The 18,500-nt window shown below is 66.0% G+C and carries 26 protein-coding genes; 4 read left to right on the top strand and 22 right to left on the bottom strand.

All coding sequences use genetic code 11. The features are described 5' to 3' along the window. On the top strand, window positions 1–928 hold a 928-nt coding region (locus tag ON31_RS29285), incomplete at its 5' end, for a DNA-directed RNA polymerase subunit beta (RefSeq protein ID WP_444543639.1). 64 nt (window positions 929–992) lie between these two features. On the opposite strand, the gene ON31_RS29280 is transcribed toward ON31_RS29285, so the two are convergent. The 9 genes from ON31_RS29280 to ON31_RS29240 form a co-directional block, all read right to left on the bottom strand. Then, window positions 993–1,562: an Asp23/Gls24 family envelope stress response protein gene (locus ON31_RS29280; RefSeq protein ID WP_039818217.1), complete on the bottom strand. Its 570-nt coding sequence runs from the start codon at window positions 1,560–1,562 to the stop codon at window positions 993–995. Then, on the bottom strand, window positions 1,559–2,098 hold the full coding sequence (locus tag ON31_RS29275; RefSeq protein ID WP_039818216.1) for a DUF6286 domain-containing protein: 540 nt from the start codon (window positions 2,096–2,098) through the stop codon (window positions 1,559–1,561). Before ON31_RS29275 ends, ON31_RS29280 begins: the two co-directional genes overlap by 4 nt. Continuing rightward, window positions 2,095–2,436: an Asp23/Gls24 family envelope stress response protein gene (locus ON31_RS29270; protein WP_039818214.1), complete on the bottom strand. Its 342-nt coding sequence runs from the start codon at window positions 2,434–2,436 to the stop codon at window positions 2,095–2,097. The genes ON31_RS29275 and ON31_RS29270 overlap by 4 nt, the downstream gene beginning before the upstream one ends. Continuing rightward, window positions 2,433–2,621 carry a hypothetical protein gene (locus tag ON31_RS29265; protein WP_029930217.1) on the bottom strand — a complete coding sequence of 63 codons (189 nt, stop codon included), beginning with the start codon at window positions 2,619–2,621 and terminating at the stop codon, window positions 2,433–2,435. Before ON31_RS29265 ends, ON31_RS29270 begins: the two co-directional genes overlap by 4 nt. 30 nt (window positions 2,622–2,651) lie before the next feature. Then, window positions 2,652–3,140 carry an Asp23/Gls24 family envelope stress response protein gene (locus tag ON31_RS29260; RefSeq protein WP_039818229.1) on the bottom strand — a complete coding sequence of 163 codons (489 nt, stop codon included), beginning with the start codon at window positions 3,138–3,140 and terminating at the stop codon, window positions 2,652–2,654. 96 nt (window positions 3,141–3,236) lie between these two features. Then, the gene (locus ON31_RS29255; RefSeq protein WP_039818213.1) at window positions 3,237–3,554 is read right to left on the bottom strand and encodes a hypothetical protein; all 318 of its coding nucleotides are present in this window, start codon (window positions 3,552–3,554) and stop codon (window positions 3,237–3,239) included. Further along, the gene (locus ON31_RS29250) at window positions 3,551–3,922 is read right to left on the bottom strand and encodes an Asp23/Gls24 family envelope stress response protein (protein ID WP_039818212.1); all 372 of its coding nucleotides are present in this window, start codon (window positions 3,920–3,922) and stop codon (window positions 3,551–3,553) included. Before ON31_RS29250 ends, ON31_RS29255 begins: the two co-directional genes overlap by 4 nt. Further along, window positions 3,919–4,506: an Asp23/Gls24 family envelope stress response protein gene (locus ON31_RS29245; RefSeq protein ID WP_255222303.1), complete on the bottom strand. Its 588-nt coding sequence runs from the start codon at window positions 4,504–4,506 to the stop codon at window positions 3,919–3,921. The genes ON31_RS29250 and ON31_RS29245 overlap by 4 nt, the downstream gene beginning before the upstream one ends. Then, complete coding sequence (locus ON31_RS29240; RefSeq protein WP_039818228.1) at window positions 4,503–5,069, bottom strand: RNA polymerase sigma factor; 567 nt, start codon at window positions 5,067–5,069, stop codon at window positions 4,503–4,505. Before ON31_RS29240 ends, ON31_RS29245 begins: the two co-directional genes overlap by 4 nt. Before the next feature lie 166 nt (window positions 5,070–5,235). Here ON31_RS29240 and ON31_RS29235 point away from each other — a divergent pair, with 166 nt between their 5' ends. Then, a complete protein-coding gene (locus ON31_RS29235) occupies window positions 5,236–5,442 on the top strand; it encodes a CsbD family protein (protein WP_029930211.1) in 207 nt (68 codons plus the stop codon). An 83-nt stretch (window positions 5,443–5,525) separates the two neighbouring features. Here ON31_RS29235 and ON31_RS29230 read toward each other — a convergent pair whose 3' ends face one another. Together ON31_RS29230 and ON31_RS29225 are read right to left on the bottom strand one after the other, a co-directional pair. After that, window positions 5,526–5,873, bottom strand: a complete 348-nt coding sequence (locus ON31_RS29230; protein WP_029930210.1) for a DUF1330 domain-containing protein — start codon at window positions 5,871–5,873, stop codon at window positions 5,526–5,528. Window positions 5,874–5,960: 87 nt separating this feature from the next. Next, window positions 5,961–6,371: a winged helix-turn-helix transcriptional regulator gene (locus ON31_RS29225; protein ID WP_051037914.1), complete on the bottom strand. Its 411-nt coding sequence runs from the start codon at window positions 6,369–6,371 to the stop codon at window positions 5,961–5,963. A gap of 78 nt (window positions 6,372–6,449) precedes the next feature. On the opposite strand from ON31_RS29225, the gene ON31_RS29220 reads away from it, so the two are divergent. After that, complete coding sequence (locus ON31_RS29220) at window positions 6,450–6,860, top strand: RidA family protein (RefSeq protein ID WP_029930208.1); 411 nt, start codon at window positions 6,450–6,452, stop codon at window positions 6,858–6,860. 13 nt (window positions 6,861–6,873) lie between these two features. On the opposite strand, the gene ON31_RS29215 is transcribed toward ON31_RS29220, so the two are convergent. The 9 genes from ON31_RS29215 to rpsF form a co-directional block, all read right to left on the bottom strand. Next, entirely contained in the window at window positions 6,874–7,599 is a 726-nt protein-coding gene (locus ON31_RS29215) for an alpha/beta fold hydrolase (RefSeq protein WP_218007396.1), read from the bottom strand. Window positions 7,600–7,868: 269 nt separating this feature from the next. Further along, the gene (locus ON31_RS29210; RefSeq protein ID WP_039818209.1) at window positions 7,869–8,066 is read right to left on the bottom strand and encodes a hypothetical protein; all 198 of its coding nucleotides are present in this window, start codon (window positions 8,064–8,066) and stop codon (window positions 7,869–7,871) included. Window positions 8,067–8,313: 247 nt separating this feature from the next. Beyond that, window positions 8,314–8,865, bottom strand: a complete 552-nt coding sequence (locus ON31_RS29205; RefSeq protein WP_051037912.1) for a hypothetical protein — start codon at window positions 8,863–8,865, stop codon at window positions 8,314–8,316. Continuing rightward, window positions 8,866–9,756, bottom strand: a complete 891-nt coding sequence (locus ON31_RS35945) for an HAD family hydrolase (RefSeq protein ID WP_081592821.1) — start codon at window positions 9,754–9,756, stop codon at window positions 8,866–8,868. Between the two features lie 249 nt (window positions 9,757–10,005). Continuing rightward, on the bottom strand, window positions 10,006–12,669 hold the full coding sequence (locus ON31_RS29195) for a replicative DNA helicase (protein ID WP_039818206.1): 2,664 nt from the start codon (window positions 12,667–12,669) through the stop codon (window positions 10,006–10,008). Between the two features lie 612 nt (window positions 12,670–13,281). Beyond that, window positions 13,282–13,737, bottom strand: coding sequence for a 50S ribosomal protein L9 (rplI, locus tag ON31_RS29190; RefSeq protein ID WP_029930204.1), 456 nt, complete (start codon window positions 13,735–13,737; stop codon window positions 13,282–13,284). A 17-nt stretch (window positions 13,738–13,754) separates the two neighbouring features. Next, complete coding sequence (gene rpsR / locus ON31_RS29185; RefSeq protein ID WP_029930203.1) at window positions 13,755–14,006, bottom strand: 30S ribosomal protein S18; 252 nt, start codon at window positions 14,004–14,006, stop codon at window positions 13,755–13,757. A 57-nt stretch (window positions 14,007–14,063) separates the two neighbouring features. Beyond that, window positions 14,064–14,621 carry a single-stranded DNA-binding protein gene (locus ON31_RS29180; protein WP_039818205.1) on the bottom strand — a complete coding sequence of 186 codons (558 nt, stop codon included), beginning with the start codon at window positions 14,619–14,621 and terminating at the stop codon, window positions 14,064–14,066. A 102-nt stretch (window positions 14,622–14,723) separates the two neighbouring features. Further along, complete coding sequence (rpsF, locus tag ON31_RS29175; RefSeq protein ID WP_081592823.1) at window positions 14,724–15,014, bottom strand: 30S ribosomal protein S6; 291 nt, start codon at window positions 15,012–15,014, stop codon at window positions 14,724–14,726. A 186-nt stretch (window positions 15,015–15,200) separates the two neighbouring features. Here rpsF and ON31_RS29170 point away from each other — a divergent pair, with 186 nt between their 5' ends. Further along, window positions 15,201–16,595, top strand: a complete 1,395-nt coding sequence (locus tag ON31_RS29170; protein WP_039818203.1) for a glycosyltransferase family protein — start codon at window positions 15,201–15,203, stop codon at window positions 16,593–16,595. 25 nt (window positions 16,596–16,620) lie between these two features. Here ON31_RS29170 and ON31_RS29165 read toward each other — a convergent pair whose 3' ends face one another. Both ON31_RS29165 and ON31_RS29160 read right to left on the bottom strand, forming a co-directional pair. Beyond that, window positions 16,621–17,220: a TerD family protein gene (locus ON31_RS29165; RefSeq protein ID WP_235204464.1), complete on the bottom strand. Its 600-nt coding sequence runs from the start codon at window positions 17,218–17,220 to the stop codon at window positions 16,621–16,623. A 92-nt stretch (window positions 17,221–17,312) separates the two neighbouring features. Beyond that, window positions 17,313–18,440 (bottom strand): DUF475 domain-containing protein, encoded by a 1,128-nt coding sequence (locus ON31_RS29160; protein WP_039818202.1) that lies wholly within the window; start codon window positions 18,438–18,440, stop codon window positions 17,313–17,315. Window positions 18,441–18,500: the final 60 nt, after the last annotated feature.

Genomic DNA, 18,500 nt, shown 5'->3' with positions numbered 1-18,500 from the left:
CGTGGCGCAGAAGCGCAAGATCCAGGACGGTGACAAGCTCGCGGGTCGTCACGGTAACAAGGGTGTGATCGGCAAGATCCTCCCCGTGGAGGATATGCCGTTCCTGCCGGACGGCACCCCGGTGGACATCATCCTCAACACCCACGGTGTCCCGCGTCGTATGAACATCGGTCAGATCTTCGAGACGCATCTCGGCTGGGTGGGCAAGGCGGGCTGGAACATTCAGGCCGTCGACGGCACCCGGCCCGACTGGGCGCACCGCCTGCCCGAGGAACTGCTGTCGGCGGACCCGGGCACCAAACTCGCCACACCGGTCTTCGACGGCGTGCGCGAGGACGAACTCGCCGGACTGCTCGCCTCCACCCGACCCAACCGCGACGGCGACGCCGTGGTCGGTCCGGACGGCAAGGCGACCCTGTTCGACGGCCGCTCCGGTGAGCCGTTCCCGTACCCGGTGGCCGTGGGCTACATGTACATCCTGAAGCTGCACCACCTGGTCGACGACAAGATCCACGCGCGTTCGACCGGCCCGTACTCGATGATCACCCAGCAGCCCCTCGGTGGTAAGGCGCAGTTCGGTGGTCAGCGCTTCGGTGAAATGGAATGTTGGGCCATGCAGGCCTACGGCGCGGCCTACACGCTGCAGGAACTGCTCACCATCAAATCCGACGACGTGGTCGGCCGCGTGAAGGTCTACGAGGCCATCGTCAAGGGCGACAACGTCCCCGAACCCGGCGTGCCGGAATCGTTCAAGGTGTTGTTGAAGGAACTCCAGTCGCTGTGCCTGAACGTGGAGGTGCTGTCCTCCGATGGCGCCGCGATCGAGATGCACTCCAAGGACGACGACGACATCGACCGCACCGCGGCCAATCTCGGCATCACGCTGTCGCGCAACGAGTCGGCCTCGATCAGCGACCTGCCGGGCTGAGCGGTGGGCCGCGCGCCGGAAACGGTTGCGCGGCCCACCATCACCCCGTCGCAGGGGTCGGATGTCAGCGCACGCGGGCCTCGTCGTCGGACAGGCGCAGTTCCATGGTCACCGGAATCACGCCCACCTCCAGCGCCTCCCGCAGCCGGGCCACGGCCTCGCCGAGGATGCGCCGACGCAACTCGGTGAGGTCGGCCTCCGGCGTGGCGGTGACCACCAGGTGCAGCTCCGGGGCTCGGCCCGGCCCGGACAGCCACGCCGTGGCCGAAGCCACGGTGTCGAAGGATTCGATATCGGCCGCCACCGCACCGGCCGCCGTGGCGGAGGACAGCGTGGTCCGCCCCGCCGACTTCTCGTCCGCCAGTTGCCAGGTCACCGCTGGTGGCAGGCGGAACAGCTGCACGCTCAGCCAGCGCAGACACAGCAGCACCAGCACCGCCGCACCCGCGATGACCGCGTAGAACACCCAGGTGGGCGGTTCGGCGGCGCCGGGGGTGAGCGGCTGCGAGCGATCCACCCAGCCCACCCAGCCGCGCTGGGCCGCGATCAGATAGCCGCCCGCGGCCAGTAGCAGCACGCCGACTCCGGCGATGAGCGATCGGTTGAGGCGAGCCGGGCGGTTGACGGTGATCATCGGGAACCTCCGGTCCGGGCGGGACGCAAGCGGGCGCGCACCCGCGTGGGATGCCGTGGGGCAATGCGATCGAGCGTGTCGGCCAGGGCCGCGTGCACGGTATCGGGCAACTCGCTGATATCCACGCGATCCGAGGCCGCGGAGACCCGCACCCCCTTGCCGCGCACCCGAACCCGCGCCTTCTCGATCCCCTGCACCTCGGCGGCGGAACGGTGCAGCGCCGTGCGCAGGCTGCGGCGCTCGATTCCGGCATCGCTGCCGTCCACGGTGCGCAGTGGCAGCACTACCGCGCGGCCGGGAATCACGGCCAAGGCGATGAGCAGCAACCCGATCACCGCGACCGTCGCACCCGCGGCGAGCACCACGACGTCACCCCACTCGGTGTCGTGCAGTCGGGTGGCGACGCTGTCGTAGGAGACGAACTCCCTACTGCCCGTGAGCCGCTGGACGAGCGACACGATGACGGCCACCGCCAGCGCCAGCAGCGCCAGCGCCACCACCACCGCCGTGCCCACCCGCCGCGGCCGCCGGATCACCGCACCCTCCGGCGCGCCGACTCGGCAGCGGGAGCGGCGGGTTCCAGCTCCATGGCGGAGATCTCGATATCCACGCCGGTGACCGTCAGACCCGCGAGTTCACCGACCCGTGCGATCAAGTGCGCGCGGCAGGACTCGGCGATCCGGCCCACCGGCAGCGGATACCGCACCGGCAGGCGCACCCGCAGGGCGGCGGCATCGGAGGTGACATCGGCGTCCACGCCGACCTGCGACCCCACCCCGTCCACCTCGGTGGCCGCGTGCGCCGCCAGACGGCGCACGGCCCGTGCGGAAACGGTGGTGGTGCCGGGCAGTTCGAGCGTGACCGCGGCGGTCACCGCCGGCTCCGATCCTGTGCCGAGCGGATCAGACCGGCCAGATCGATCGCGCCGTCGAGCCAGCGGCCGACCAGCAGGCCCAGCCCGGCGAACACCAACACGATGGCGAACGCGCCGAATCCGCCGAAGGCCATGGCGAATCCGAGCGCGATACCGACGGCGAGACTGATCGTCGTGGCGTTCATGTGCGTCTCCTCAGCTGCGGGCGGATGGGATTACTGCACGCGATTGGATGCGGGTGCCTCGTCATCGTCGTCGCCGGGAATGTAGACGTCGTTGACGTTGATATTCACCTCGACGACCTCGAGGCCGGTCATCTGCTCGATGGCGGTGATGACATTGCGGCGCACCGCACGCGCCAGCTCCGCGATGGAAACGCCGTATTCGACCACCAGCTCCAGATCGACGGCGGCCTGCTTCTCACCGACCTCCACCGAAACACCCTGGCCCACACTGGCCGACGCGCCCGGAATGCGGTCCCGGATCGCGCCGAACGCGCGGGCCGCACCGCCGCCGAGGGCGTGGACGCCGCGCACCTCGCGGGCGGCGAGTCCGGCGATCTTCTGCACCACGATGTCGCCGATGGTGGTGGTGCCCTGATCGGTCACCAGCGCATCATCATTCGCCACCTTGTTGCGCACGGCCGTGTCCTGGCCGTCGGCGGCGGTCTTGCCGGTCGACTTCTCGGTGCTGGTTCCGGTCATGTCTTCCTCCTGAATTTGGTTGTAGTGCAGCGGAACAACGTGTCCGTACTGGTTCGACACCGGGAGTGCGACAAGCTCACGCCCGCTGTCCGTGATCTAGGTAACTGTGTCGTCGCCAAAGGCCGCGGCGTCGAGTTCGGCGACCACCACGCGGATAGCCGCCTCGGCCCAGGCGGTGTCCCGCAACAGCGCCCGCACCGCGGTGGACAGTCGCTCCACCAGCGGGCGTAGCGGCAAAGCGGTTGCCGCCACCCGGATTTCGACGACCTCCTTCGTCAGATCGACCGCATACGCCCGGCCGCCGCGGGGCAGCCAGGTCACCGCGTCGAGACCGAACGGCGCGACGGGGCGCAACCCGTCCGCCGCCTCGATCGCCTCGACGATCGCTTCCAGCAATTCCGCCGCAGCGGTCACAGCGCCCCCGGCTCGATATCGAGAATGGTCACCGACACCTCGTCGACGGTGACTCCGGTCTGCTCCCGGACGGTGTCGATCACCGCCCGCTGTACCGCCGCACCCACGGTCGCGGCACGACTTTCGGCTCCCAGGGACAGGTCCACCTGGACGGCGAGACCGCCGGTGGCCGTGCGCTGCACGCGCACCCCCTCCGAGGCCGCCGACTCCTGGCCGACAAGGAGCTGCTTGCCCAGGCGCGCCCAGCCCACCACCAGACCGCGCAGGCCGGGCTCGAGCCGTGCCACACCCGGCACCGACGCGGCGGCGCGCGCGGCCACCGCGGCCACCACCGCGTCCGAGACGACGAGTTCCGCGTCCACCGTCATCGGTCTCGGTCCTGGTAGACGTCGTCGACGGTGACATCCAGGCGGCCGAGCAGCAGGCCCGCGCGCGCCGAGACGGCGGCCGCCACCCGCTGGCGCACCAGCGGCACGATGCCCTCCAGGCTGCCGCCGCGCATGCGCACCGCGATGGACAGCGTCACCCGCACGATATTCGCGCCGTCGGGCCCGGTGCCGACACTGCGCATCCGGCAGCGGCGCGCCCGCACCCCCGGAACGCTGTCGGCGGCGTAGCGGATCACCACCGCGACCGCCTGCTCGCTCACCTCCACCGTGCCCGGCAGTTCGGTGGGCAGCTCCAGCGTCTGCCCGCGCCGCACCTCGGCGCGCACCGCGAACATGATGCGGCCGAACAGGTCCGGCGGCGTCGGCTCTGGTTCGTCGATCAGCTCCTGGGTGGCCTCGCGCAGCGCCAGCAGACTCTCCCGCGCCGCCCGGCAGTCCGCGCAGCGCGCCTCGTGCGCGTCCGCGTTGCCCGACTGCACGGCGTCGAGCCGCCGCCACACCTGTTCCATACCGCGCCCACAGGGCAGCAGATAGTCCTCGTCGGTATCGGTTACATCCGTCATCGCCATGCCTTCATCACCTCCGCCAATTGCACCCGGGCCCGGGCGATGCGCCCGCGTACCGCCGTGACGTTCGCACCGACGATGTCGCCGATCTCCTCGTACGAGCGGCCGTGCACCTCCCGCAGCAGCCAGCACGCCCGCTGCTCCGGGGTGAGTTGCTGCAGGGCTGCCGTCAGCGCCTCCAATTGGCTGTTCACCTGCACCGCGTGCTCGGGTCGGATGTCGTGACGCGGCGAGACAGTGCTGTCCGGATCCACATCCGCCGCGGGCTGGCGGGCCCGCAGCACATTCAGGCACCGGTTCGTGGTCGCCCGATACAGCCACCCCGCGAACGCGGCATCGTCGTGTAGCTGACCGATCCGTCGCCACGCCGTCAGGAAGACCTCCTGCACGACATCCTCGGCCTCGCTCCGGTCCGCCAGCATCTTCGCCGCCAACCGGAACATCGGCCCCTGATAGCGCAGGACTAGCTGTTCGTATGCACGAACATCGCCGTCCCGCGCCCGACTCACCAGGGTGGCATCGTCGAGTTCTGCCGCATGTGCCGCATCCGTCGGGGTCACCACGCCTCCTCACCGTTCACCAATCAGGACACGGCTATCTCGAAAACATCACGCTCCAGTATCCGTGACCGTTGTCTCATCGTTAGCCGAGTGACGTTCCCGTGCCTCCAGTGTCCTCATATCGGTGCCTGAATCCGGGCACAAACACTCGATACGGAGGTTTTCGATGTCTCTGAGTGACAAGATCAGCAACAAGGCCGAGGACCTCACCGGCAAGGCCAAGGAAGCCGCCGGTGACGTGACCGGTGACGACGAACTGCGCGGCGAGGGCAAGGCCGACCAGCTCTCCGCCGGGCTGAAGGACGCCGCCGAGGACATCAAGGACGCGGTCGGCGACGTCGTGGACAAGGTGAAGGGCGCGCTGGGGAAGTAATCAGCGACCCCGTGGACGGCACTGAGCCCCGCCCGTAACGGGCGGGGCTCAGTGCCGTGGATCCCTCGGGACGGGCCTGGACGCTACTCGCCCGCCACGCTCTCCCGGATGGCCCGCACCGCCGCGGTCGGCGTGTAATCCGCGGGCACCCCCTCGACCATGATGATGTCCCCCTCGATATGCCGCGACCGCAGCGGCGCGATCTCCCTATACGCGGGCGAATCCCACCATGCCCGCGCCTCCTCGATCCCCGGGAACCCGATCATCACCACATGCCCGGGCCAAGTCCCCTCCTTCACCTCATGCTCCTTCATGTGCACGAGGTAGCGCCCCCCGAACTCCGCGAAGGTCCCGGGCAGCCGCTCGATGTACTCGGCGATATCCGGATGCGGAGCGGCATCGCGCAGATGGGCAATCACGTAGGCGGACATGGCATCCCTCCGGGTGTTCGGGTTCGTCCCACCGATCGTGCCCGGCGAAACGCTCGGAAGCGATTACCTGTCGGGTAATGGCCGGGCCTACGGGTGCGCGGTGGCCGCCGGTTCGTGCGCGGTCTGCGCTTCCTCGTCGAAGCGGGCACGGGCGCGCTCCACATCGGGCAGCGTGACGGTCGCCCAGTGCAGCAGGGCGTCGATGAGGCCCTGCAACGACTTTCCCAGCGGTGTGATGCGGTATTCGACCGCGACGGGCCGCGTGCCGATCACCACGCGCTCGACCATGCCGTTGCGCTCCAGCCGGCGCAGGGCGGTGGTGAGCGACTTCTGCGTCACCACCGGGATGGCCCGGCGAAGTTCGTTGAAGCGCAGCGACTTTCCACAGAGCGCGTCCATGATCTGCAGCGACCACTTGTCCAGCATCTGATCGAGCAGCTCACGGTGCTGCGCGGTGAGCTGCGGGGCGCCGATGTCGGCGGGGGAGGTTTCCGGCATGACACCTAGTCTCGTTGAAGTTCCCTCCGACTACCAGGTAGACATCGGATACCTACTCCGACAGCGAAGGGATCACCAGTGACAGTGCAGCTACTCACCCCGCCCGGCATGTTCACCCCCGTTCCGTACCACCATGTTTCGATCGGCACCGGCTCCCGCCACATCCACGTCGCCGGCCAGATCGCCCGCGACGCCGACGGCAATCCGGTAGCGCCCGGCGACCTGACCGGACAGCTCGTACAGGCCCTGCGCAACACCGCCCGCGGCCTGGCCGGAGCCGGAGCCACCTTCGCCGACGTGGTCCGCCTCCGCTTCTTCGTCACCGCATGGACCCCCGACAAATACGACGATTTCATCGCAGGCATCGAACGCGTCACCGACGAACTCGCCATCCCCCGCCCACTCCCGCCCGTCTCGGCCATCGGCGTCGACTACCTCTTCGAACCCGACGTCCTCGTCGAGGTCGAGGCATACGCCGTACTCGACTGAGCCGTCGCCGACCTCAGGATTGCTCCCGCTCGACCAGGGCGGCAATCCGGTCGGCGATCGCGGGGGCGCTGTCCTCGGGGAAGAAATGCCTGCCCGCCACTACGTCCGGCTCCGCCAGTCCGGCTGCCTCCGCCGCCTGCCGCCCATGCTTGGTCAAGGGCAGCGCTGGATCATCGCGAGCCCACACCACCTGCACCGGATAGTCGTCCGCACCGAGCACTCCTCGGTACAGTCGCTCCTTCTCCGGTGTCATCTCGAACGACCGCATGATCCGCAGGAATGCCCGCCCACCGTCTCCGCGGGTCAGCAGTGCCCGATGCACGTCGATCTCCGCTCCGGTGACCGAGGTGTCGGCGGCGAGTCCGATGCGCCGCATGAGCGCACGGAAGACCGGTCCCCGAGCGCCCGCCAACCACATCCGATTCACCCCAGGCACCTCGAAAGGCCGCATGGACCAGGGCTTCCGAAATGACGCCGCCGCCACCACGATGTCCGATACGGTCAGCGAGGTGATACGCCCGGGATCGGCCGCGACCGCCTCGAACCCCACCGGCCCGCCGATGTCGTGCACCACCAGATGCACCCGCTCCAACCCCATCACCCGAATCAGTTCCCCCACATGCCGCCCCAACCCACTCCAGCTGTAGTCGAACCCCTCCGGCCGCTCCGACAACCCCAGCCCCGGCAGATCCGGCGCGATCCCCCCCCGCAACCCCCGCCCCGCCAACTCCCCCAGCACATTCCGCCACAGCTAGCTCGACACCGGAACCCCGTGCAGCAGCAGCACACTCGGCCCCGCCCTCACATCCCGCACAAAGGTCCGCACCCCACCGACCTCGACTTACCGCCCAGCCGCCGCATGCGCATCCAACAACCGCGCCACTCTGGCATCCATACCGACCATGCTGGTCGATTGCACCCCGATTACCAAGGCTTCTCGCGCATCCGATCACCCTCCGCCGCGCGAACGGGCGCGACCGGTCCCCCGCGACCGGCCGCGCATCGCGGCTAGCCGGACAGGCTGCTGAGGATGCAGGAGAACTGCGCCAGCGGGTGGATGACGGTCTGGCAGTTGTCGGCGATCTGCTCGGTCACCGCCGGAGCATGTGGTTCGAGCGAGAGCGGGGCAGCGGCAGCGGCACCCGCACCGGCCAGGGTCGCGGCGCCGATAACAGCACCAACGAGGACTCCGCGCAGTACGCGCATCTGAAACTCCTTGCGTATCAGGAAACGGCGGCCGGAAGACGCCCGGACGCGCCGCCCAACTTACCCGATTCTGTTGTGTCCGAGCGACTTCGGCGCGTGTTCGGCACAATGAACCGACGTTCATCCCTCGTTGTGTCGACAACCCTTCAATTCCTACGACACTCCTGACTCATCGTTGAGACCGGCGAACCGGGTTCTGGGCTTCTTCTAGGATTCGAAGGGGCATCGTGTGGTGTAGTGGCCGATCCTATGATTGACGGGCCATCGACGTTGGTGTATCGGCCCGTGTATGAGAAGGGGGCGAGTCCGATCCGAGCTGGAGTGCGATGGCCGCGATAAGCAGCGCTGCGCCCCCGATGGTGTAGAAGAGGCGGAGCTTCCCGGTCGAATGCACTTCCTTCTTCCATGCGAAGAAAAACCGAACCTCTTGTGGGCTACTCTTCCCGATCTGTCCGGTCAGGCCCGCTTGTGGAAGATGGGTTCTGAGTTGCTGCTCAAGATCGAGGCCGTGTTGTACGGCGCCAGTCAACAGGCGGTGATACCAGACTTTGTCGACGAAATAGAAGGACATCCATAACACAAATCCCAGGAACAGTATAATGGAAGACAGTTGAACTGAGTGGCCAAAGACCTTCACCGCAGTGCTGTCCTTCGCGGCAACTGCGGCGGCGCCGAAGGAAAACGTTAGAACAGTCATGGCGAGTCCGCGTATGCGCCATTCAATATCGTTGAAATGTTGCTGCACTTCAATTGTCTTCTTCCACATCTCGAGATAGTGGGGAATATCTTCCTTCTCCAACTAGGCCTCCTTGAAATCGAAATATTGCAGAATCTCTGTGAACCCTTCTGCAAGTGTGTAACTTGGGTGGACTTCATGACCTGCAGATATTGATTCTTCCCGCTCTATGTCGTCGTCAGTCCAATGGGATACCCGACGCAGGAGTTCGTAATCTGTCCGGTGCTGTGCGACGCCGTACTTTGCAAAAACGTCGTGTGCTCCTATTTGCTGTGCCATCGCGACATCCTTCATGAGGCTGTCTCCGACATACGCGACCTGATCAGGCTGCAGTTGTTGGTCTGCGATTATCTTTCTCAAGATTCTGGTATCCGGTTTAAGTAGCCCCTTTGGAGTATGGCGGTGATCGGTCGCTTTAAGCCCGTAGTCTTCTGCGGGGAGTTTTCTCAGATCACCTACCGTAAGGCCCAATGGCAAGTCGTGGTCGGGAGCGGTGTATAACGTCGATATGAGTCCATCTAGTCCGGTCTTCTTGATCCGCCACTCCGACCAGTAGGCGACAGCTTCCGTATAGGCAACAACTGGCACGTTGCGTCGCCGAAGTTCCTCGATGGTTTCCTTGACGCCGGGGTACAGGCGTGTGGTTCGCAGTCGCTCGGAGTTGAGCACATGGATAGCTGAGTCGTAGACCTCTAACAGATTCTCGTTCGGGTGCAGCTCCTGAAGAGAAGGGAGCTCGGTGAGTAGTGCAGAGTACTCGGTCGTGCCCCGTCGGCGGTGCACAGTCCTGATTTCGTCCTCAAGACGATTCTGGGGTACCCCGCTCATGGCTGAAAGATTGCTTAACATGGCCGAGAATGAGGCATGCCAGGCTCCGAACCAGTCCCACAAGGTGTTGTCGAGATCTGTAACCAGGAGTGCGACTTGTGGCCGGTCGCCCTTTATCGTTGCCATGGCTACTGACCGTAGTCGACAGCTGTGACATTGAGTGTCTTACGGAAGGCACAAGTTCCGTTTCCAGTAGGTTTGTAACCCTTCGACGAGGGTGGCGGTCGCGTGCGCGTAGGGCCGACGGCCTGAGCCAGGTTGTCGCCCGTCAATTGACTTGTTGCCGTCTTGCGGATGGCCTAACAGGCGTCCTGTCCCGTCGACATGAAGTTGACTGTGCGCCTAAAGCGCTGCGTGAGCTCCTACAACAACGCGTTAGCCGCGCGCCATATCCACGAACCGGCTCAAATGCAGCTGGTGCGCCACGGTAATCGTCGCGGTGGGACCGTTTCGGTGTTTGCCGAGGATGAGGTCGGCCTCGCCGCCGCGCGGGTCGTCCCGTTCGAAGGCGTCGGGGCGGTGCAGCAGGATAACCATATCGGCGTCCTGTTCGAGGCTGTTGTGGACGGCGATCCCCTGTGCCACGAAGTTGTGTGTGCCGGGAACGGTGCCGTCGTAGACGTCCTGCTCGCCGAGGCTGGTGATCTCGACGATGCGGTCCCAGAAGACGTCGTTCGTCGCGAACATCTCGATATCGGCGTCGTCCAAGACGGCGGCGACGCGCGCCAGGCGAGAACGGCTCGGGGAGTGCTTCCACATGGTGGAACCGCAGAAGCGGGAGCCCATGGCAGCCTGGAACTCGCGATGTGAGATCTCCTTGGTGGCCAGCAGGGTGCGAACCTTGTTCCAGATCTCCTTGGGTACCGTGTCTACGTTGGTGTTTCGAGTCATTGGCTCGAGTTCGAGCAGCGCCGCCTCAGCGGCTGTTCCCCTGGCACCGTGAACGCCGATGTTCTTCAGGAAGATTGTCTGATTGTCCGCGCCGTCGATGGTGAGGTGCCAGCCGTCACGGTAGCCCGGTTTGCGGACCTGCCTGATGCGTCCGTGGACACCGACGCGGAGCAGCAGTTGCGCGAGGTCATCGATGAGTCGACGGCTGGTGCTGGAGTAATAGATGCGGGCCTGGCGTCCCTTCGCGTCCCATCGCACCGAACCATCGGTTGCCCACAGGTGCCGGATGAACAGTGCAACCTGATCGTTGGGTAGCGTGTGAATGCGCTGCGGGATGAACTTTTCGTAGCTGCGGAGGCCGAAGAGTCCCAGTTCGTCCAACCATGCGGCGATCGGATTGCGCTTGCCGTGTGTGAGGCGGTACGGCGCGGGCAGGCGCAGCGTCGTCACCCGGGCGGCGGCATACTCGTCGCGGACGGGCGTGATGCCGAAATGCGCTGCGGCGGTGCTCACCGCGGCGAGGTTCTCCTCATCGATGCTGGCGTATCGGATCGGCTGCCCCTTCACACAGGAGCCGTCACCGATCATGTGCGCGAGCATGATTACTTCCGCATCCGCCATGCGCTCGGTGTGCACCGGTTCGGGAACGACACGTGGGGTCGCAAGGCGGTCGCCGACAGCGAGCTTTTCCAGAGGGATCCACCCGTCCACGGTCAGGAACGGGTGATTGCCGGTCGCCTCGACCTCGCGGCCGGAGGCCAGGCGCAGGCGAAAGACTTCTTTCCGGCCGCTGGGGAACACCTTCACCATCGGCCGCGCAACCATACGCATGCGCTCGTCGAGCGACCACACCAGTGGCTGTTCGCCGCTGGTCAGCAGTTCACCCAGCGTGACCTCATTTCCGGTGTCTGCTCGCAGGATTCGCGTCGACGCCGGGAGACAGCCGGACTCACGAAGATCGGACACCATCGGCCGCTTGTCTGTTCGCTGTTCCGGACCTCGGTTCAGCTGGGAGATCGCGACTACCGGAACCTCGAGTTCCTTCGCCAGCAGCTTGAGGCTTCGGGAGAATTCCGAGACTTCCTGCTGCCGGGATTCGACCTTCTTGCCGGAGGTCATCAGCTGGAGGTAGTCCACCACCACCAGGCGTAGGTCGTGCCGCTGCTTCAAACGACGCGCCTTCGCGCGGATCTCCATCATGGTGAGGTTGGGCGAATCATCCACGAACAGCGGCGATTCGGAAATCTCACTCATCCGCCGCGCCAGCTTCGCCCAGTCGTCATCACTCATCCGCCCCGACCGCATATCGCCCAGCTTGATCTTCGCCTCGGCGGACAGCAGACGCATGACGATTTCGGTCCGGCTCATTTCGAGCGAGAAGATGACACTCGCCAAACCGTGCCGAATCGAGCAGCTCCGCATGAAATCCATGCCCAGGGTCGATTTCCCCACGCCGGGCCGCGCCGCCACGATGATCATCTGCCCCGGGTGCAACCCGTTGGTGACCTCGTCGAGTTCGGTGAAGCCGGTGGGGACGCCGAGGGAGATGCCGCCGCGGGAGGCGATGGAGTCGAGTTCGTCCATGGTGGGCTGGAGGATTTCCTCCAGGGGGGCGAAGTCCTCGGTGGAGCGGCGTTCGGTGACCTCGTAGATTTCGGCCTGGGCGCGGTCCACGACTTCGGCCACGTCTTGGCCGTCGGCGCCCGCGTAGCCGTATTGGACGATGCGGGTGCCGGCTTCGACCAGGCGGCGGAGGATGGCCTTCTCGGCGACGATCTCGGCGTAGTAGCCGGCGTTGGCGGCGGTGGGGACGGTTTGGGTCAGGGTGACCAGGTACGGGGGGCCGCCGATGCGTTTGAGTTCGCCGCGGCGGTCCAGGGCGGCGGAGACGGTGACGGGGTCGGCGGGTTCGCCGCGGCCGTAGAGGTCCAGGATGGCGTCGTAGACGGCCTGGTGGGCGGGGCGGTAGAAGTCGCCGGGACGGATAACCTCGACCACGTCGGCGATGGCGTCCTTGGACAGCAGCATGCCGCCGAGGACGGACTGCTCCGCGGCCATGTCGTGCGGCGGCTGGCGGCCGAAATCCTCACCGGGCGGCTCGTAGGACGGGCCCTGCTCCTCGTGGCCGCGGTCGTCGACGACTGCCATCAGACTCGACCGTCCTCTCTCATCTCCAACCACCTTCGATGACTCGTTGTACGCCTGCGCACCGACATGTTTCGGGACGCTTCGCGGCGTTGCGAGTGCGCGTCGGCAAACTCGTGGTGCCGAGCGCTGGATACGTGAGAACACGTCGTCACCGGACTGCGGTCACGACACCGAAGCGAACGTAGGCGAGTGCCGGGGCACCCGACAAACCGAGCTGTGCACAGATCTGGGGATAACGTGGGCATTGTTCACCAGCTGTTGTGCACCCCCTGTGGATCACTTGGGGAGAAACCGGGGCCGAATAGATCAATCCGCAGGCAGTGGTGCAATTCGCACTGTGCGCAACTGTGGATCAATTCGGTACGGCGTGTCGCTGGACATGAACATTCGGGCGTGTTGGGTGAACGGCAGCCCCCTGAAATGTGTCCTGCGACACAACGAGAGGGGTTGGTTTCGACCGGTAATCCCCAGGGCGACAACCGCTGTGGATCGGCAAACGGGACACCGACCCGATGAACACCGTTAACACCCGAAAGCCATCAGCGGGCAAACGAATCGGAGGCCACCCTCGCGGTGAAGATGGCCTCCGATCCCGGGCTCAATCCCCGGATGTCACTCCGCGGCGTTGACCTGGAGGTCGAACTTGGCGACCACGGACGGGTGCAGGTGCACCACGACGCCGTGCTTGCCGGTGTTCTTGATGTGCGCCTTCGGCAGCTCGATGCTGCGCTTGTCCACGACCGGGCCACCGGCGGCCTTGATGGCGGCGGCGACATCGGCGGTGGTGACCGAGCCGAACAACTTGCCGGTGCCCGCGGTCTTGACCGACAGGGAGACCGACTCCAGGCCCTCGATGGCCTGCTTCAGCTCGTTGGCGTGGTCGAGGTCGCGCACCTTGCGGGCGTCCTGCGCCCGGCGGATGCCCGCGACCTGCTTCTCGGCACCACGGGTGGCGACGATCGCCAGACCGCGCGGCAACAGGTAGTTGCGGCCGTAGCCGTCCTTGACCTCCACGGTGTCGCCGGGCGCACCGAGGTTGTCCACATCAGCAGTAAGAATCAACTTCATTGCTGTGCCTTCCCTTCTCAGCGAGCCGTGGACACGTAAGGCAGCAGGGCCACCTCACGCGAGTTCTTGACGGCGACAGCGATATCGCGCTGATGCTGCACGCAGTTGCCGGTCACCCGACGCGCGCGGATCTTGCCGCGGTCGGAGACGTACTTGCGGAGCATCGTCGTGTCCTTGTAATCGATCTTGACGATGCCGGACTTGCTCTCCTTGCAGAAGGAGCAAGCCTTCTTCTTCAGCACCTTTTCACGCGCCGGTGCTTTGGCCATGGTCATCTACTCCGTAATTTCGGGAGCCTCACCTCTCGGAGGCTCCGATGCCGTTGTCTAGAACGGCGGTTCATCGTCCATATGCCCGCCCCCGAAGGAGCCGGCCGCGGGCGCGCTACCCCAAGGGTCGTCGCCGCCGGAGCCGCCAGCGTTCTGCTGCTGGCCACCCCGACCACCGCCACCACCGGAGTTGTTGAAGTTGCCGCCACCGCCGGAGCCGCCGAAGCCGCCCCCACCGCCACCGCCACGGGTGGTCTTGTTGATCTTCGCGGTGGCATACCGCAGCGAGGGACCGACCTCGTCGACCTCGAGTTCGACGACCGTGCGCTTCTCACCCTCGCGGGTTTCGTAGGAGCGCTGCTTGAGTCGTCCGCTCACGATCACTCGCGAGCCCCGGGTCAGACTCTCGGCGACATTCTCCGCAGCTTCACGCCAGATGTTGCAGCGCAGGAAAAGCGCTTCGCCGTCTTTCCATTCATTGGTATTACGGTCGAAGATGCGGGGCGTCGACGCGACGGTGAAGTTCGCGACGGCCGCGCCCGCGGGCGTGAATCGAAGTTCGGGGTCAGCCGTCAGGTTTCCGATGACGGTGATGACCGTGTCGCCTTGGGCCATTATTCCTCCTGCTCTCCGGTGCAGTCCGCAGTGCACTCGCTGTTGCGCTCAGCCTAGAGGCGGGCACAGACAGTTACGAGCACACTTGCTGGAGGACTGGACTTACTTCTTGTCGAGGCGCAGCACCTTGGTGCGCAGCACCGATTCGTTCAGACCCAGCTGGCGGTCGAGCTCGCTCACGGTGTCCGAGTTGGCGGTCAGGTTGACCACCGCGTAGATACCTTCGCTCTGCTTCGCGATCTCGTAAGCCAGGCGGCGGCGACCCCAGATGTCGACGTTGTCGACCTTGCCGCCCTCGGCCGTCACAACATTGAGCATGTTGTTCAGGTTCGGGCCGACGGTGCGCTCGTCCAGGCTCGGATCGAGAATAACCATCACTTCATAATGACGCACGGACCTCATCACCTCCTGTGGACTAGGAACGGCCCACGGACGGTCCGTGGGCAGGAGGGTTCGTTGCGTCAGCAACCCGACAAGGGTACATGGGTCCGGCGCGGGCGCCGTGCGGGGGGCGGCTTCGGAGAAAGTTCCGGTGGGATGAGGCGGCCGGTCGACGATACGCGGCCTAGGGTGGGGGCCATGCCGAACCGACCCGCCGCCATCGAGCCGGTCGCCGACCAGGAAGCCGTCGGCCGTCTCGGGGGCGCGGGCAGGCTAGGAATCGCGCTGACCTCGGTACTGGTGTGCGGGGCCACCCTGGTGCTGGCGTATCTGAACAAGGCGCGCTGTGCGGGCGGCCCGTTCACCGCCGACGGTCGCAGCACCGTCTTCGACACGCTCAAGGACTCCGACGTCTGCTACTCCGATATCCAGTTCCTCTGGTTGGGACGCGATATCAACGAGCACGTGTTCCCGTACCTGTCGGGCGGAATCACCGCCGACGGCATGCTGACCGGCGGGGCGGTCGAATATCCGGTGCTGAGCGGCCTGCTGATGTGGCTCGGGGCGCTCGGCGCGCAGGACGACGCGGCCTTCCTGCTGCACTCCGCGCTGCTGCTGGCCCCCTTCGCCCTGCTGACCGCCTGGATGCTGGGCCGACTGTCCGGTCCGGCCGCGCTGCTGTGGTCCGCCGGACCGCCGCTGGTGCTCTACGCCTTCCACAACTGGGAACTGCCCGTGGTCTGCGCGGCCGTGGCCGCGGTCTACGTCATGACGGTGCCGACGCGGTATTCGGTGCGGGCGCGGGGCATCGCGGCGGCGGTGCTGCTGGCACTCGGGTTCTGCCTGAAGCTGTATCCGGGAATCTTCGTACTGCCCTTGGCCGTCTACGTCATGGTCACCGGGCGGAGCCTGCGCGGGTACGACGTGCGCGGTGCGTTCGCGGTGGTGGCGGCGGCCGTCGGCACGGTGGTGGCGGTGAATCTGCCCTTCGCCCTGGCCGGCTACGAGGGCTGGCGTGCCTCGATCACCTTCCAGCAGCTGCGTCAGGCCGACATCACCACCAATTCCATCTGGTACTGGGGGCTGCGGCCGCTGTTCGAGCCGGGTATGGAGGCCGAACGCGCCTTCCAGGACGTCGTCTCGCTGGTCTCGCCCGCACTGGTGCTGGCCTCCTTCGCGCTGGCCCTGTGGCTGGGCTGGCGACGGCACGCCACCACCGGCCGGTATCCGTGGATCGGCGTGAGCGGGGCCATGCTGTGCGGATTCCTGCTGTTCCACAAGGTGCATTCACCGCAGTACACCCTGTGGCTGATCCCGTTCCTGGTCCTGCTCGAGGTGCCGTGGACGGCGGTCGCGGGCTACCTGCTGGCCGACGCCGCCATCGGCATCGGCGTCTTCCGCTACTTCTACGCCCTGGGCGCCGGATACACCGCCGAGGTGGAGGAGAACATCGTGCAGTTCGGCGTCTGGGGCCGCGCAGCGTTGCTGGTGGTGTTCTTCTTCGCCTTCCTGCGCGCCGCCCCGCGCGGACGCCGCCCGGCATCCGAACCGTTTCTCGACCCGCGCCGCGACCTGGTGCCGGTCCCGCACTGAACCGCTCCCACGGCGTGCGGCACGGCTACTTGCGCGCGGGCTGCCAGTCCATTCCCCACCCGTAGGCGCGGTCCACGGCGCTCTGATTCCCGTTGACGTAGTTGACTTCCCGGTGCACGGTCAGCCCGCCTCCGCTATTGGTCAGCAGGGCCACCGCACAGGATCGGGCCCCGTCCACCGGGGAGTCCAGCCGCACCTCGATCTCGCGGCCGTCGGTCGGGAAGAGGGTGACCACCCCGTCGGCGGCGGCCCAGTTCGGCACGCCCTCGTAGATGAAGGCGAAGATCAGAATGCGCCGGAACGCCTCCGGCCGCGCCAGATTGATGTGCATGTTCTCGCCGCCGGTGGCAGCGCCGGTGCGGTCGTCGCTGTCGAGCCGGATGTACGGGGCGGCGTCCAGCGATCCGAAATTGTTGCCGATGGCCTGCACCACCCCTTTGGTGCCGTCGGCCAGTTCGTAGAGGCAGCCGAGGTCGAGATCGATTGCGCTGGAACGCTTGAACAGTCCCCGCTTGCGGCCCTGCGACCAGTTGAGATTGACGCGCATGGCGCCCTGACTGTCGCCGGGCTTGGTGAGATTCACCGACGGCGTGGCCTTGGATAGCGTGACCTTGGACCGGTTCACACCGCATCCCCCCTCAGGGATTTCATGACCTTCCCGCACCCGCCGCGCCGAATGTGCTTGGCGGGTGCGGGAAGTCGATGGATAGGCGAGACTCAGCCTACCGGCGTGACTTCCTTGTCACCCACTGTTTCGGGCTCACCCTCACGCCGGTTGCGAATAATGCTGGTGATGAAGGCCGCGCCGATGAACGCGACACCGACGAGACCGGTGATGATCTCGTTGACGTGCACACCGATCGAGATCAGCAGGATCAGTGCCAGCGCACCGATGGCCCAGTGCGCGCCGTGCTCCAGGTACACGTACTCCGACAGGGTGCCCTTGCGCACCAGATACACGGTGATGGAGCGGACGAACATGGCACCGATCAGGCCCAGGCCCAGCGCGATGATGATCGGATCCGAGGTGATGGCGAACGCGCCGATGACACCGTCGAAGGAGAACGAGGCGTCCAGGACCTCCAGGTAGAGGAACAGGAAGAAACCCGCCTTGCCGGTGGCCTTGGCCAGCCCGGACGGGCCGGAGGCGTGCTCGGCCTCCTCGACCATCTCCTCGGTGTGGAACAGCGAACCGAGGCCGTCCACCACCACGTAGGTCACGATGCCGAGGATGCCGCCCAGCAGCACGGTGGAGCGGTGTGCGTCGTCGGAGACGAACTCCGCGGTCAGCACCACGCCGACCAGGGCCAGCACCACTGCGAGCATATCCAGCTTGCCGAGGCGGGCGAGCGGACGCTCCAGCCAGCTCAGCCAGGTGATCTCACGCTCTTCGAGGATGAAGTTCAGGAACAGCATCAGCAGGAACGCGCCGCCGAAGGAGGCGATCTGCGGATGCGCGTCGGTCAGCAGCTTCTCGTAGCTGGGGCTGCCGTCCGCGAAGGTGAGCGCGCCGTCGGCGGGCGGATTCAGTGCCAGATCGAACGCCTGCACCGGGCTGAGACCCGCGGTGATCCAGACGATCGCCAGCGGGAAGACCAGACGCATACCGAAGACGGCGATCAGGATGCCGATGGTAAGGAAGATCTTCTGCCAGAACTCGCTCATCCGTTGCAGGACGGTGGCATTGATGACGGCGTTGTCGAAGGACAGCGACACCTCGAGGATGCCCAGAATGGCGCACAGTGCCAGCGCCTTCAGTCCGCCCATGGCACCCTGGGTGCCGTACGCGAACGCCACGATCAGGGAGAGGATCGTGACGACGATGGAGAGGCCGAATATTCGCACCGGCTGTGGCCTTTCGTGAAGTGAGTCGGCGTGTGTATATCGGGTCGAGTATGCCGAAGG

The organism is Nocardia otitidiscaviarum NBRC 14405, assembly GCF_000308635.1.
Taxonomy (GTDB): domain Bacteria; phylum Actinomycetota; class Actinomycetes; order Mycobacteriales; family Mycobacteriaceae; genus Nocardia; species Nocardia otitidiscaviarum.
Note: the sequence above shows the minus strand (reverse complement) of the source record. Positions and strands in the feature narration are given on the sequence as shown.